This is a genomic window from Streptomyces ochraceiscleroticus (assembly GCF_000720485.1).
Lineage (GTDB): Bacteria > Actinomycetota > Actinomycetes > Streptomycetales > Streptomycetaceae > Streptomyces > Streptomyces ochraceiscleroticus.
Genome location: NZ_JOAX01000002.1, coordinates 198328 through 211633, shown reverse-complemented (window position 1 = coordinate 211633; position 13306 = coordinate 198328). Strand labels below are relative to the sequence as shown.

Sequence of the window (13306 nt, the reverse complement as noted above, 5' to 3'; positions counted from 1 at the left end):
CTTACGAAGTACGGCGGATTACGCGCGGACGGTCACCTCGACCCGCTGGAACTCCTTCAGGTCGGAGTAGCCGGTCGTGGCCATCGCGCGGCGCAGCGCGCCGAAGAAGTTCATCGAACCGTCCGTGGTGTGCGACGGGCCGTGCAGGACCTCCTCGGTCGAGCCGACCGTGCCAAGGTCCATGCGCTTCCCGCGCGGCACGTCCTCGTGGACGGCCTCCATGCCCCAGTGGTGGCCGCGGCCGGGCGCGTCGGTGGCGCGGGCCAGCGGGGAGCCCATCATCACGGCGTCGGCGCCGCAGGCGATGGCCTTGGGCAGGTCGCCGGACCAGCCCACGCCGCCGTCGGCGATGACGTGGACGTACCGGCCGCCGGACTCGTCCATGTAGTCACGGCGCGCGGCCGCGACGTCCGCGACGGCGGTGGCCATCGGGACCTGGATGCCCAGGACGTTACGGGTGGTGTGCGCGGCGCCGCCGCCGAAGCCCACCAGCACGCCGGCCGCGCCGGTACGCATCAGGTGCAGGGCCGCGGTGTAGGTCGCGCAGCCGCCGACGATGACCGGGACGTCGAGCTCGTAGATGAACTGCTTGAGGTTCAGCGGCTCGGCGGCGGAGGAGACGTGCTCGGCGGAGACGGTGGTGCCGCGGATCACGAAGATGTCCACGCCCGCGTCCACGACGGCCTTGGAGAACTGGGCGGTGCGCTGCGGGGAGAGCGCGGCGGCGGTGACCACGCCGGAGTCGCGCACCTCCTTGATGCGCTGGCCGATCAGCTCTTCCTTGATCGGGGCCGCGTAGATCTCCTGCAGGCGGCGGGTCGCGGTGGCCTCGTCCAGCTCGGCGATCTCCGCGAGCAGCGGCTCCGGGTCCTCGTACCGGGTCCACAGGCCCTCGAGGTTGAGCACGCCCAGGCCGCCCAGCTCGCCGATGCGGATGGCGGTCTGCGGCGAGACGACGGAGTCCATCGGGGCGGCCAGGAACGGCAGCTCGAAACGGTAGGCGTCGATCTGCCAGGCGATCGAGACCTCCTTCGGGTCGCGGGTCCGCCGACTCGGTACGACGGCGATGTCGTCGAAGGCGTACGCCCGGCGGCCGCGCTTGCCGCGCCCGATCTCGATCTCAGTCACTGTGTGGCCTTTCCTCTTTGTCTGCCGTTCCAGTATCCCCGACATGCGGGTGCCCGCGGACGGACGTCCGCGGGCACCCGCCGAACCGTGGTCCTGGAGCCGTGGCTACCCGCTCAGCGGGCGTTGTAGTTCGGCGCCTCGACCGTCATCTGGATGTCGTGCGGGTGGCTCTCCTTCAGGCCCGCCGAGGTGATCCGGACGAACCGGCCCCTCTCCTGCAGCTCCGGGACCGTCCGGCCGCCGACGTAGAACATCGACTGGCGCAGGCCGCCGGCGAGCTGGTGAACGACCGAGGAGAGCGGGCCGCGGTACGGGACCTGGCCCTCGATGCCCTCGGGCACCAGCTTCTCGTCGGAGGCGACGCCCTCCTGGAAGTACCGGTCCTTGGAGAAGGACTTCCGGTCGCCGCGGGTCTGCATCGCGCCGAGCGAACCCATGCCGCGGTACGACTTGAACTGCTTGCCGTTGATGAACATCAGCTCACCCGGGGACTCCTCGCAGCCGGCGAGGAGGGAGCCGAGCATGACCGTGTCGGCGCCCGCGACCAGGGCCTTCGCGATGTCACCGGAGTACTGGAGGCCACCGTCGCCGATGACCGGGACGCCCGCCGCCTTCGCGGCCAGCGACGCCTCGTAGATCGCGGTGACCTGCGGGACGCCGATGCCGGCGACGACGCGGGTGGTGCAGATGGAGCCGGGGCCGACGCCGACCTTGATGCCGTCCACGCCGGCGTCGATCAGCGCCTGGGCGCCGTCGCGGGTGGCGACGTTGCCGCCGACGACGTCGACGGAGGAGTTCGACTTGATCTTGGCGACCATCTCGCCGACCAGCCGGGAGTGGCCGTGCGCGGTGTCCACGACGATGAAGTCCACGCCGGACTCGATCAGCGCCTGGGCCCGCTCGTACGCGTCGCCCGCGACACCCACGGCCGCGCCGACCAGCAGCCGGCCCTCGGAGTCCTTGGCGGCGTTCGGGTACTGCTCGGCCTTGACGAAGTCCTTGACCGTGATCAGGCCCTTGAGGACGCCCGAGTCGTCGACCAGCGGCAGCTTCTCGATCTTGTGGCGGCGCAGCAGCTCCATGGCGTCCACGCCGGAGATGCCGACCTTGCCCGTGACCAGCGGCATCGGCGTCATGACGGCACGCACCTGACGGCTGCGATCGGTCTCGAAGGCCATGTCGCGGTTGGTGACGATGCCGAGCAGCTTGCCCGCCGCGTCGGTCACCGGCACGCCGCTGATACGGAAGCGCGCGCACAGGTCGTCGGCCTCGGCCAGGGTCGCGTCCGGGTGCACCGTGATCGGGTCCGTGACCATGCCGGACTCGGAGCGCTTGACGAGGTCGACCTGGTTGGCCTGGTCCTCGATGGAGAGGTTGCGGTGCAGCACGCCGACGCCGCCCTGACGGGCCATGGCGATGGCCATCCGGGCCTCGGTGACCTTGTCCATCGCCGCGGACAGCAGCGGCACGTTCACCCGGACGTTCTTCGAGATGTACGAGGAGGTGTCGATCTGGTCGGGCGCCATGTCCGAGGCGCCCGGCAGCAGCAGCACATCGTCGTAGGTCAGCCCGAGTGTCGCGAATTTTCCGGGCACTCCGTCGACGTTGGTCATGACACCTTCCCAATGGCCTTGATCAGTGCGGATGTCCATGCTAACGGGAATGGCCGGTGGCTCATTCCACGAGCAAGATCACCCGCATTCTTTGTGCGTTCACACGGACGTTCACACGGACGGCGCCGCCCCGTACGGCCAGCCCGCCCCCTCCGCTGCAGGAGGAGGCGGCGCCTACTGCTCGGCGAGCGCCCGCAGCCGGCTGAGCGCGCGGTGCTGCGCGACCCGCACGGCCCCCGGCGACATCCCCAGCATCTGCCCGGTCTCCTCCGCCGTCAGCCCGACCGCGACCCGCAGCAGCACCAGCTCCCGTTGGTTCTCCGGCAGGCTGGCCAGCAGCTTCTTGGCCCACTCCGCATCACTGCTGAGCAGCGCACGCTCCTCGGGCCCGAGCGAATCGTCCGGCTGCTCCGGCATCTCGTCCGAGGGCACGGCCGTACTGCCGGGGCCGCGCATGGCGGCCCGCTGCAGGTCGGCGACCTTGTGGCCGGCGATCGCGAAGACGAACGCCTCGAACGGCTTGCCGGTGTCCCGGTAACGCGGCAGCGCGCAGAGCACCGCCACGCAGACCTCCTGCGCGAGGTCCTCGACGAAGTGGCGAGCGTCACCCGGCAGCCTGGAGAGCCGCGTACGGCAGTAGCGCAGTGCGAGCGGGTGCACGTGCGCGAGGAGGTCGTGCGTGGCCTGCCGGTCCCCCTCGACGGCACGTGCGACGAGCCCGCCGATCTCCTGGGTCCCGTCCTCGCGCATCGGTCCATGGTGCCTTGGTGCCGCGCGGTTCGCGGCATCGCCCCCGTAGTTGTGCACCGAAGTGTTATGCGTCGGTGTGCCAGCACTCACGTCCCACGCCTCCCCCTTTCGGGTGTTGCCCATGCCGGACCCGAGACGTCGCCCATGGAGTTCTTCGGCGCCGTGGGGCACCGGGCAGGGCATGTCCGTCATGAGGTCTCTTCTGGCCGAGTGAGAAGCCCCGGCCCTGGAGCCGGGGAGGAGTCACACCTCAAGCATGCGGCATCGCGTGAGGTTTCGGCGCCGGACGGCTGCACAACGGGGCCGTGGCACGCGCCACCCCGACGGGAGGACGCACGCCGCGGCCCCGCTGTGCCCTCGCGGCCAACCGCTCAGCGCACCAGGCCCCAGCGGAAGCCGAGTGCCACCGCGTGTGCGCGGTCGGAGGCGCCGAGCTTCTTGAAGAGACGCCGGGCGTGCGTCTTGACCGTGTCCTCGGAGAGGAAGAGCTCGCGCCCGATTTCGGCGTTCGACCGGCCGTGGCTCATGCCTTCCAGCACCTGGATCTCACGCGCGGTGAGCGTCGGCGCGGCACCCATCTCGGCGGACCGCAGCCGGCGCGGGGCGAGGCGCCAGGTCGGGTCGGCGAGCGCCTGGGTCACCGTCGCGCGCAGCTCGGCGCGCGAGGCGTCCTTGTGCAGATAGCCGCGGGCGCCGGCGGCGACGGCCAGCGCCACGCCGTCGAGGTCCTCGGCGACGGTGAGCATGATGATCCGGGCGCCCGGGTCGGCGGACAGCAGCCGGCGCACGGTCTCGACGCCGCCGAGGCCGGGCATCCGTACGTCCATCAGAATCAGGTCCGAGCGATCGGCACCCCAGCGGCGGAGGACTTCCTCGCCGTTGGCCGCGGTCGTCACGCGCTCGACACCGGGGACGGTCGCAACCGCCCGACGGAGCGCCTCTCGGGCAAGCGGGGAGTCGTCGCAGACGAGGACGGAAGTCATGGCCGTCCTCCGCAGCTGATGCGCGTCACGTTGTGCCTCCAGGCTGGTACGTATCGTCACCTGTGCGATTGACGGCCTCGGACACCTGCCCGGAGGGTCCCTCTGTCAACCGCTTCCGCACTCTCAACGACGGTCACCCGAAAGAGTTACGGGCTGAGGAGCCGTTTTCGACACTCTATGTGAGGGGCCGGACACGCAGCAGCAGGACCCGCGCCCCCTGCCGCTCCACTTCCTCTCGCGAGGGCACTATGCCCTGTTTGGTGGCTTTTCTTCCGTTTGCTAGTTATCTGGGGCAAGATTCGAGATGAGTCATATTTACATCTGCTTAGACGGTAGATGTACGGTCTTGAACAGGAGCCCGTACCGCCACGCTTCGAGGGGACTAGCAATGGCAGATTTCTCCCGCCTTCCGGGCCCGAACGCGGACCTCTGGGACTGGCAGCTGCTCGCCGCCTGCCGCGGCGTGGACAGTTCGCTCTTTTTCCACCCCGAGGGCGAACGCGGCGCGGCTCGCAGCGCGCGTGAGACGTCCGCAAAAGAGGTCTGCATGCGCTGTCCCGTACGCGCCGAATGCGCAGCCCACGCCCTGGCCGTCCGCGAGCCCTACGGCGTGTGGGGCGGACTGACCGAGGACGAGCGCGAAGAGCTGATGGGCCGGGCCCGGCACCGCCTGGTACCGGCCGGCGGCTCGAATCCGGCGACGCTGTCCAGAGGCTGATGCCGTACACCCGAATAGGCGTAACGTTTCTTCGCCGCTACAGCGCCGCTGCCGCGCCCGTCGGTACGACGGCCGGTACCGCCCCGGGAGAGCGGTACCGGTGAAGTGTCAGCGGCGGCCCGCGGCCGCAAGCTGGTCGAGCATGGCCGCCACCGCCGGGACCTGTGCCAGGTCCGGCAGCGTGAGCGCCACGATCTCGCGCTGCACGACCGGCTCCAGTTGGATCGTGCGCGCCCCCTTGGGCCGTACCGAGGCGAGCGCCAGCTCCGGGAGCGCGGCGACGCCCAGACCCGCGCCCACCAGCCCGATCACCGCCGGATAGTCGTCGGTGGCGAAGTCGATGCGCGGCGTGAAACCGGCGCGCTCGCACACCGTGACCAGGTGGCGGCGGCAGCGCGGGCAGCCCGCGATCCACGGCTCCTTCGCCAGCTCGGCGAAGCCCGCGCGCTCTTCGTCGGCGAGCCGGTGCTCCTCGGGCACCAGCCCCACCAGCCGGTCGCTCAGTACCGGGCGTACGACCAGGTCGTCCCATTCGGACTCGGCCGCCGGGTCGGCGCCCGGCACCTCCGGGTACCGGAAGGCCAGCGCGATCTCGCAGTCCCCGCCGCGCAGCATCTCGATGGAGCGCGGCGGCTCCGCCTCGTCCAGCGAGACCGCCGTACCGGGGTGCGCGGCGCGCATCGCGGCCAGCGCGGTCGGCACCAGCGTGGAGCTGCCCGAGGGGAAGGACACCAGCCGCACCCGTCCGGCGCGCAGCCCGGCGATCGCCGCGACCTCCTCCTCGGCGGCGGTGAGCCCGGCGAGGATGCCGGCGGCGTGCCGCACGAGGGCCTGGCCCGCTTCGGTGAGCCGCATCTCGCGGCCGGCACGGATGATCAGCGGCGTGCCCGCCGACTGTTCGAGCGCCTTCATCTGCTGGGATACGGCGGGCTGGGTGCAGCCGAGCTCACGCGCGGCGGCGGAGAAGGAACCGGTCCGGGCGACGGCGCGCAGCACGCGGAGATGACGGGCCTCGATCATGTCTTCAGCATAAGCACCACTTGGGGCGAGCTCGGATAATTCACTCACCGCTTTGCTGCGCTGTCCGCCGCACGACAGCGGGAACCGCGCCGCGCCGTACGGCCGCACGGCAGCGGAAACCGCCGGAGCATTCGGCGCGAATCCCACCGCCAGTGGGCCGGAAACGCGCGATGTGCGAGCGCTGAAGTACCGGACGCGGCCGGGAAGCTGACGGCGGGTCGGTCGCCCGTACGGCGGGTGCCCGGGCGGGCGGCGAAGCACCGTGCCGATAGCGTTCTCTTATGACGACTGCATTGGTCACGGGAGCGACGGCGGGCATCGGGGCGGCGTTCGCGCGCCGGCTGGCGTCCGATGGACACAACCTGGTGCTGGTGGCCCGTAACGAGAAGAAGCTGCGCGAGCACGCGGCCGAGCTGCACGACCGGCACGGCATCGAGGCCGGTGTGCTGGTCGCCGATCTGGCGACGGAGGAGGGCATCGCGGCCGTCGAGGAACGGCTCTCGGACCGCCGGCACCCGGTGGACCTGCTGGTCAACAATGCGGGCTTCGGCAACAAGGGCGAGTTCCTCGAAGTGCCGATGGCCGACGAGCTGACGATGCTGAAGGTGCACTGCGAGGCGGTGCTGCGGCTGACCTCGGCGGCGGTGAAGGGGATGCGCGAGCGGCGGCGCGGCGGCGTGGTCAACGTCGCCTCGGTCGCGGCCTTCGTGCCGCGCGGCACGTACGGCGCGAGCAAGGCGTGGGTCGTGCAGTTCACCCAGGGCGCGGCGCGCGACCTGGCCGGCAGCGGGGTCCGCCTGATGGCCCTGTGCCCGGGCTTCGTCCGTACCGAATTCCACGAGCGCGCGGGCATGGGCACGGACAACATCCCCGGCTGGATGTGGCTGGACGCGGACAATCTGGTGGACGCCGCGATGAAGGACCTGGCCCGCGGCCGTTCCCTCTCCATCCCCGACCCGCGCTACAAGGCCCTGATGGGCGTCGTGAAGCTCGCCCCGCGCAACCTCCTGGGCGGCGTCACGTCCCGCACGGGGCGGAAGTACGGGCCGCAGTAGCCCGTACGTACGGGAAAAGCCCGAGGCCCGGCCCCCCATCGGGGTGCCGGGCCTCGGTGCTGGTTCAGCTCACTCAGTGCGCGTGGCCGTGGCTGTGACCGCCGGCGGCCTCGTCCTCCTCGGCCGGCTTCTCGACGACCAGGGTCTCGGTCGTGAGGAGCAGGGAGGCGATGGAGGCGGCGTTCTCCAGGGCGGAGCGGGTGACCTTGACCGGGTCGATGACGCCGGCCTTCACCAGGTCGCCGTACTCGCCGGTGGCGGCGTTGAAGCCGTTGCCCTTCTCCAGCTCGGCGACCTTCGAGGTGATGACGTAGCCCTCGAGGCCCGCGTTCTCGGCGATCCAGCGCAGCGGCTCGACGGCGGCGCGGCGGACGACGGCGACACCGGTGGCCTCGTCGCCCTCCTTGCCGAGGTTGCCCTCGAGCACCTTGACGGCGTGGACCAGAGCGGAGCCACCACCGGAGACGATGCCCTCCTCGACCGCGGCGCGGGTCGCGGAGATGGCGTCCTCCAGACGGTGCTTCTTCTCCTTGAGCTCGACCTCGGTGGCCGCACCCACGCGGATGACGCAGACGCCACCGGCGAGCTTGGCGAGGCGCTCCTGGAGCTTCTCGCGGTCCCAGTCCGAGTCGGTGGACTCGATCTCGGCCTTGATCTGGTTGACGCGGCCCTGCACGTCCTCGGAGTTACCGCCACCGTCGACGATGGTGGTGTCGTCCTTGGTGACGGTCACGCGGCGGGCGGTGCCCAGCACGTCCAGACCGGCCTGGTCGAGCTTGAGGCCGACCTCCTCGGCGATGACGGTCGCACCGGTGAGGGTGGCCATGTCGCCGAGCATCGCCTTGCGGCGGTCGCCGAAGCCGGGGGCCTTCACGGCGACGGCGTTGAAGGTGCCGCGGATCTTGTTCACGACCAGGGTCGACAGGGCCTCGCCCTCGACGTCCTCGGCGATGATCAGCAGCGGCTTGGAGCCACCGGCCTGGATGACCTTCTCCAGCAGCGGGAGCAGGTCCTGGATCGAGCCGATCTTGCCCTGGTGGATCAGGATGTACGGGTCCTCGAGGACGGCCTCCATCCGCTCCTGGTCGGTGACCATGTACGGGGAGAGGTAGCCCTTGTCGAAGGCCATGCCCTCGGTGAAGTCGAGCTCCAGGCCGAAGGTGTTGGACTCCTCGACGGTGATGACACCGTCCTTGCCGACCTTGTCCATCGCCTCGGCGATGAGCTCGCCGACCTGCTTGTCCTGGGCGGACAGGCCGGCCACGGCGGCGATGTCCTCCTTGGAGTCGATCGGGCTGGCGCTCGCGAGGAGGTCGTCGGACACGGCCTTGACGGCGGCGTCGATGCCCTTCTTCAGGGCGGCCGGGGAGGCACCCGCGGCGACGTTGCGCAGGCCCTCGCGGACCAGCGCCTGGGCCAGGACGGTGGCGGTGGTGGTGCCGTCACCCGCGATGTCGTTGGTCTTGGTCGCCACCTCCTTCACCAGCTGGGCACCGAGGTTCTCGTACGGGTCGTCGACCTCGACCTCGCGGGCGATGGTGACACCGTCGTTGGTGATGGTCGGGGCGCCGAACTTCTTGTCGATGACGACGTTGCGGCCCTTGGGGCCGATCGTCACCTTGACCGTGTCGGCAAGCTTGTTGACGCCGCGCTCGAGGGCGCGACGGGCGTCCTCGTCGAACTTCAGAATCTTCGCCATGAGTTACGTGTCCTTAGTCGTACTCTCAACGAAATGCGCCCCTGCCCCGGGTGGTGAGACGCGGGAACCAGGGGCGCAGATCAGAACAGCTGGGGTGAAGCGGCCTGGGAAATCCCAGGTCCCGGCTTACTTCTCGACGATCGCGAGAACGTCGCGGGCCGAGAGGACGAGGTACTCCTCGCCGTTGTACTTCACCTCGGTGCCGCCGTACTTGCTGTAGAGCACGACGTCGCCGACGGAAACGTCGAGCGGAAGACGGTTACCGTCCTCGAAGCGGCCCGGGCCCACGGCCAGGACGACGCCCTCCTGGGGCTTCTCCTTGGCGGTGTCCGGAATGACCAGGCCCGAAGCCGTGGTCTGCTCGGCGTCGAGCGGCTGGACCACAATGCGGTCCTCGAGCGGCTTGATGGCAACCTTGGAGCTGGCGGTCGTCACGATCCGACCTCCCCCTTCGGAGATCTCACGGGGTTAACTGTCTGAGGTGGCGACCAGGTCGATCCGTCGTCGCGGGTGCCGGACCTGCCCGTCGCTGTGTTGGCACTCTCCAACGGGGAGTGCCAGCAGCGAGACTATGACGCGGTTAGCACTCGGTCAAGCGGAGTGCCAACGTGGCTTCGAAAGAGATCCACGACCTGTCCGCTCAGCGGTTCCGTGACCTGCCCCAGAATGGGCCGGGTGAACCCTCTCGACTCCTTCTCCGCGCTGCTCACCGACGAGGGCCGGGCGCTGCTGGCCGGCCTCCGCGACCACGACCCCGCCCAGGAACTCGCCACCGCCACCCGGCTGCGCCGCGAGCACCCGGCCGAGCTGGTCTCCGCGGCCCTCGGGCAGGCCCGGCTGCGGCAGCGGGCGGTCGCGAAGTTCGGTGCCGAGGACGCGTACCGGATGTTCTTCACCCCGAACGGCGTCGAGCAGTCCACCCGCCGCACCGTCGCCGTCCACCGCGCCGCCCGCCTCGCGGAGCTGGGCGTACGCAGCGTCGCCGACCTGTGCTGCGGCATCGGCGGCGACGCCATCGCGTACGCCCGGGCGGGCATCCGCGTCCTGGCGGTGGACCGCGACCCGCTGACCGCGGAGGTGGCCCGCGCCAACGCCGAGGCGCTGGGGCTCGCGGACCTCATCGAGGTGCGCTGCGAGGACGTCACGGAGACCGACACGACCTCGTACGACGCGGTGTTCGTGGACCCGGCCCGCAGAGGGGGCCGCGGCCGCATTTTTGACCCCGAGGCATACTCCCCGCCCCTCTCCTGGGCGATCGAGGCGGCCCGCAAGGCCCCGCACGCCGCGCTCAAGATCGCCCCCGGCATCCCGCACGAGGCGATCCCCGAGGACGCCGCCGCGGAGTGGATCTCGGACGGCGGCGACGTGAAGGAGGCCGTGCTCTGGTTCGGCACGGAACCCGGCGCGATGCGGGCGACCCTGCTGCCTTCCGGTGCCTCGCTCAGCACCACGGCGCCGCTTCCCGACCCGCCCGTGCGCCCCGTGGGCCGCTACCTCTACGAGCCGGACGGCGCCGTCATCCGCGCCCACCTGGTCGCTGAGGTCGCGGCCGAGCTGGACGGCGGGCTGATCGACGAGACCATCGCGTACGTCACCGCCGACGAGCTGCGCCCCACCCCGTACGCCGCCGCCTACGAGATCACCGACGAGCTGCCCTTCAACCTGAAGAAGCTCAAGGCACTCCTTCGGGAACGCGAGATCGGCGTGTTGACGGTCAAGAAGCGCGGTTCCGCCGTCGAACCGGAGGAGATCCGCCGCAAGGTGAAGCTCCGCGGCCCGAACGCGGCCACGGTCCTCCTCACCCGCGTCGCGGGCGCCCCGACGATGCTCATCGGGCGGCCCGCGAAGCCTGCCGACGGCTGATCACGAGTACAGGTTGTCCTTGCTGACCTCGTGCACGTGATCGTGGCCGTGCTGGTGGGAGTGCGGGACGCCGTGGCGGTGCTCGTGGCCCGGGGCCGGGACGTGCGGCTCGGTGACCGGGAGGGAGGAGTCGGCGGACAGCTCCCAGGCGGAGTGCGGGCGGTTCCGGGCGACCATCTCGGCGCCCAGGGCCGCGACCATCGCGCCGTTGTCCGTGCACAGCTTCGGGCGCGGCACGCGCAGCGTGATGCCCGCGTCCTCGCAGCGCCGCTCGGCCATCGCGCGCAGCCGCGAGTTGGCCGCGACGCCGCCGCCGATCATCAGGTGGTCCACGCCGTGGTCCTTGCAGGCCCGGACGGCCTTCCGCGTCAGCACGTCCACGACGGCCTCCTGGAAGGACGCGGAGACGTCGGCGACCGGCACCTCCTCGCCGGCCGCGCGCTTGGCCTCGATCCAGCGGGCCACGGCGGTCTTCAGGCCGGAGAAGGAGAAGTCGTACTTCGGGTCGCGGGAGCCGGTCAGGCCGCGCGGGAACGCGATGGCCTCCGGGTCGCCCTCGCGGGCCATGCGGTCGATGACCGGGCCGCCGGGGAAGCCGAGGTTCAGCACCCGGGCGACCTTGTCGAACGCCTCGCCCGCCGCGTCGTCGATCGTCGAGCCCAGCGGCCGCACGTCGGAGGTGATGTCCGGCGCGAGGAGCAGCGAGGAGTGGCCGCCGGAGACCAGCAGCGCCATCGTCGGCTCGGGCAGCGCGCCGTGTTCGAGCTGGTCGACGCAGATGTGCGAGGCGAGGTGGTTCACGCCGTAGAGCGGCTTGCCGAGGGCGTACGCGTACGCCTTGGCCGCCGAGGTGCCGACGAGGAGGGCGCCGGCGAGGCCGGGACCGGCCGTGACCGCGATGCCGTCCAGGTCGGAGGCGGCGACGCCGGCCTCCTTCAGGGCGCGCTGGATCGTGGGGACCATGGCCTCCAGGTGGGCGCGGGAGGCGACCTCGGGGACGACGCCGCCGAAGCGGGCGTGTTCGTCGACGCTGGAGGCGATCGAGTCGGCCAGGAGGGTGTGGCCGCGGACGATGCCGACACCGGTTTCGTCGCAGGAGGTCTCGATGCCGAGGACGAGCGGTTCGTCAGCCATTGATCGGTGTTCCTTGTACGAGGGATTCGGTGGTGTAGCGCATGACCAGGGCGTCGACGTTGCCCGGCTGGTAGTAGCCGCGGCGGAAGCCGATCGGCTCGAAGCCGAAGCGTTCGTACAGCCGCTGGGCCCGGTGGTTGTCGACGCGTACTTCGAGGAGCACTTCGTGGCACTCGAAGGTGTGGGCGGCGGTGAGCAGGTCGGTCAGCAGCCGGCCGCCGAGCCCGGAGCCCCACTGGTCGCGCGCGGTGGCGATGGTCTGGACGTCGCCGGTGCCGTCCACGGCGGCGAGGCCGCCGTAGCCGACGAGCCGGCCGTCCCGTTCGGCGACGGTGTAGTGCCGGTTGGCGCCGGGCCCGCGCGCATGTGCCAGCTCGGACCAGAACATGCCCCGGGACCAGGCGTCCTCGGGGAACAGTTCCTCCTCCAGCGCCAGCACCGGCTCGATGTCCCACCAGCGCATCTCGCGCAGTGTGGCGGCCGGCGCGCCCGGGGGCGCGGCTCCGGACCGGTCGGCGGACTGGTCGGCGTGGGCGGTCACTTGGGGGTGACCACCTTGTAGTTGGCGGGCACCTGGGCGTCGGGGCGGCGCAGGTACAGCGGCCGCGGCGGCAGCAGCTCCTCGCCGCGGGCCAGCTTCTCGGCGGCGAGGGTGCCGAGGGCGGCCGCCGACTGGTACTCGGGCCCGTCCGTCCGTACGCCGTCGAACGTGTCGGCGTACAGGATCGCGCCCGCGCCCACGGCCGGTACCCCGGCGACCTGCTCGGCGATGTCGGCCGGGCGGTCGACGGCCGGGTCGGTCAGCCGGGTACGGAAGTCCCCGTACCGGGCCCAGTAGACCTCCTTGCGGCGCGCGTCCGTGGCGACCACGAACGGCTCCTCGATCCCGGAGGCGTACGCGATGCCGTCCAGCGTGCACAGGCCGTGCACGGGCACGTCCAGGGCGGCGCCGAAGGTGGCGGCGGTGACCAGGCCGACGCGCAGGCCCGTGTACGGGCCGGGGCCGACGCCGACGACGATGTCGGTGACCGCGTCGAGCTTCACGCCGGCCTCGCCGAGCACCCGGTCGACGGCGGGCAGCAGCAGTTCGCCGTGGCGGCGCGCGTCCACCTCGCGCGCCTCGGCGAGCACGCGGGGAGCGGCCGCGCCGCCCTCCGGGGCGGGGTCGCAGCTCAGCAGGGCGGCGGAAACGGCGGGGGTCGCGGTGTCAAGGGCAAGCAGCAGCACGCCCTCAAGACTACGGCGCGGCGGACACCGCCCTGCCGGGTACCGCGCTCGCCGGTACGCTGCGTGCGGGGACTTCGGACTTCTGACGCGTACGGACCGTACGGAAAGGTGGCACG

At 71.2% G+C, this 13306-nt stretch carries 13 protein-coding genes; 3 read left to right on the top strand and 10 right to left on the bottom strand.

From position 1 onward, the window contains the following. Positions 1–18 precede the first annotated feature (18 nt). The 4 genes from IG84_RS0103190 to IG84_RS0103175 form a co-directional block, all read right to left on the bottom strand. Positions 19–1128, bottom strand: a complete 1110-nt coding sequence (locus IG84_RS0103190) for a GuaB3 family IMP dehydrogenase-related protein (protein ID WP_031051044.1) — start codon at positions 1126–1128, stop codon at positions 19–21. 113 nt (positions 1129–1241) lie between these two features. Further along, the gene (gene guaB / locus IG84_RS0103185; RefSeq protein ID WP_031051042.1) at positions 1242–2741 is read right to left on the bottom strand and encodes an IMP dehydrogenase; all 1500 of its coding nucleotides are present in this window, start codon (positions 2739–2741) and stop codon (positions 1242–1244) included. Positions 2742–2915: 174 nt separating this feature from the next. Next, positions 2916–3491, bottom strand: coding sequence for a sigma-70 family RNA polymerase sigma factor (locus IG84_RS0103180; RefSeq protein ID WP_030262963.1), 576 nt, complete (start codon positions 3489–3491; stop codon positions 2916–2918). Between the two features lie 371 nt (positions 3492–3862). Next, a complete protein-coding gene (locus tag IG84_RS0103175) occupies positions 3863–4474 on the bottom strand; it encodes a response regulator transcription factor (RefSeq protein WP_003948568.1) in 612 nt (203 codons plus the stop codon). 388 nt (positions 4475–4862) lie between these two features. Here IG84_RS0103175 and IG84_RS0103170 point away from each other — a divergent pair, with 388 nt between their 5' ends. Continuing rightward, positions 4863–5192, top strand: coding sequence for a WhiB family transcriptional regulator (locus IG84_RS0103170; protein ID WP_031051039.1), 330 nt, complete (start codon positions 4863–4865; stop codon positions 5190–5192). A 108-nt stretch (positions 5193–5300) separates the two neighbouring features. Here the strand turns inward: IG84_RS0103170 and IG84_RS0103165 are convergent, their stop codons facing one another. Then, a complete protein-coding gene (locus IG84_RS0103165; RefSeq protein ID WP_031051035.1) occupies positions 5301–6212 on the bottom strand; it encodes a LysR family transcriptional regulator in 912 nt (303 codons plus the stop codon). 281 nt (positions 6213–6493) lie between these two features. On the opposite strand from IG84_RS0103165, the gene IG84_RS0103160 reads away from it, so the two are divergent. Continuing rightward, on the top strand, positions 6494–7267 hold the full coding sequence (locus IG84_RS0103160; RefSeq protein ID WP_031051032.1) for an SDR family NAD(P)-dependent oxidoreductase: 774 nt from the start codon (positions 6494–6496) through the stop codon (positions 7265–7267). Positions 7268–7340: 73 nt separating this feature from the next. Here IG84_RS0103160 and groL read toward each other — a convergent pair whose 3' ends face one another. Further along, positions 7341–8966 carry a chaperonin GroEL gene (groL, locus tag IG84_RS0103155; protein ID WP_031051031.1) on the bottom strand — a complete coding sequence of 542 codons (1626 nt, stop codon included), beginning with the start codon at positions 8964–8966 and terminating at the stop codon, positions 7341–7343. 126 nt (positions 8967–9092) lie between these two features. Next, entirely contained in the window at positions 9093–9401 is a 309-nt protein-coding gene (groES, locus tag IG84_RS0103150) for a co-chaperone GroES (RefSeq protein WP_019329594.1), read from the bottom strand. Positions 9402–9641: 240 nt separating this feature from the next. Between groES and IG84_RS0103145 the strand changes: the two genes are divergently transcribed. Further along, the gene (locus IG84_RS0103145; protein WP_417829616.1) at positions 9642–10829 is read left to right on the top strand and encodes a THUMP-like domain-containing protein; all 1188 of its coding nucleotides are present in this window, start codon (positions 9642–9644) and stop codon (positions 10827–10829) included. Here IG84_RS0103145 and tsaD read toward each other — a convergent pair whose 3' ends face one another. From tsaD to tsaB, 3 genes are all read right to left on the bottom strand, one after another. Further along, positions 10830–11963 (bottom strand): tRNA (adenosine(37)-N6)-threonylcarbamoyltransferase complex transferase subunit TsaD, encoded by a 1134-nt coding sequence (tsaD, locus tag IG84_RS0103140; RefSeq protein WP_031051028.1) that lies wholly within the window; start codon positions 11961–11963, stop codon positions 10830–10832. After that, on the bottom strand, positions 11956–12426 hold the full coding sequence (gene rimI / locus IG84_RS0103135; RefSeq protein ID WP_037799185.1) for a ribosomal protein S18-alanine N-acetyltransferase: 471 nt from the start codon (positions 12424–12426) through the stop codon (positions 11956–11958). Before rimI ends, tsaD begins: the two co-directional genes overlap by 8 nt. A gap of 74 nt (positions 12427–12500) precedes the next feature. After that, positions 12501–13190 carry a tRNA (adenosine(37)-N6)-threonylcarbamoyltransferase complex dimerization subunit type 1 TsaB gene (gene tsaB / locus IG84_RS0103130; protein WP_031051020.1) on the bottom strand — a complete coding sequence of 230 codons (690 nt, stop codon included), beginning with the start codon at positions 13188–13190 and terminating at the stop codon, positions 12501–12503. Positions 13191–13306: the final 116 nt, after the last annotated feature.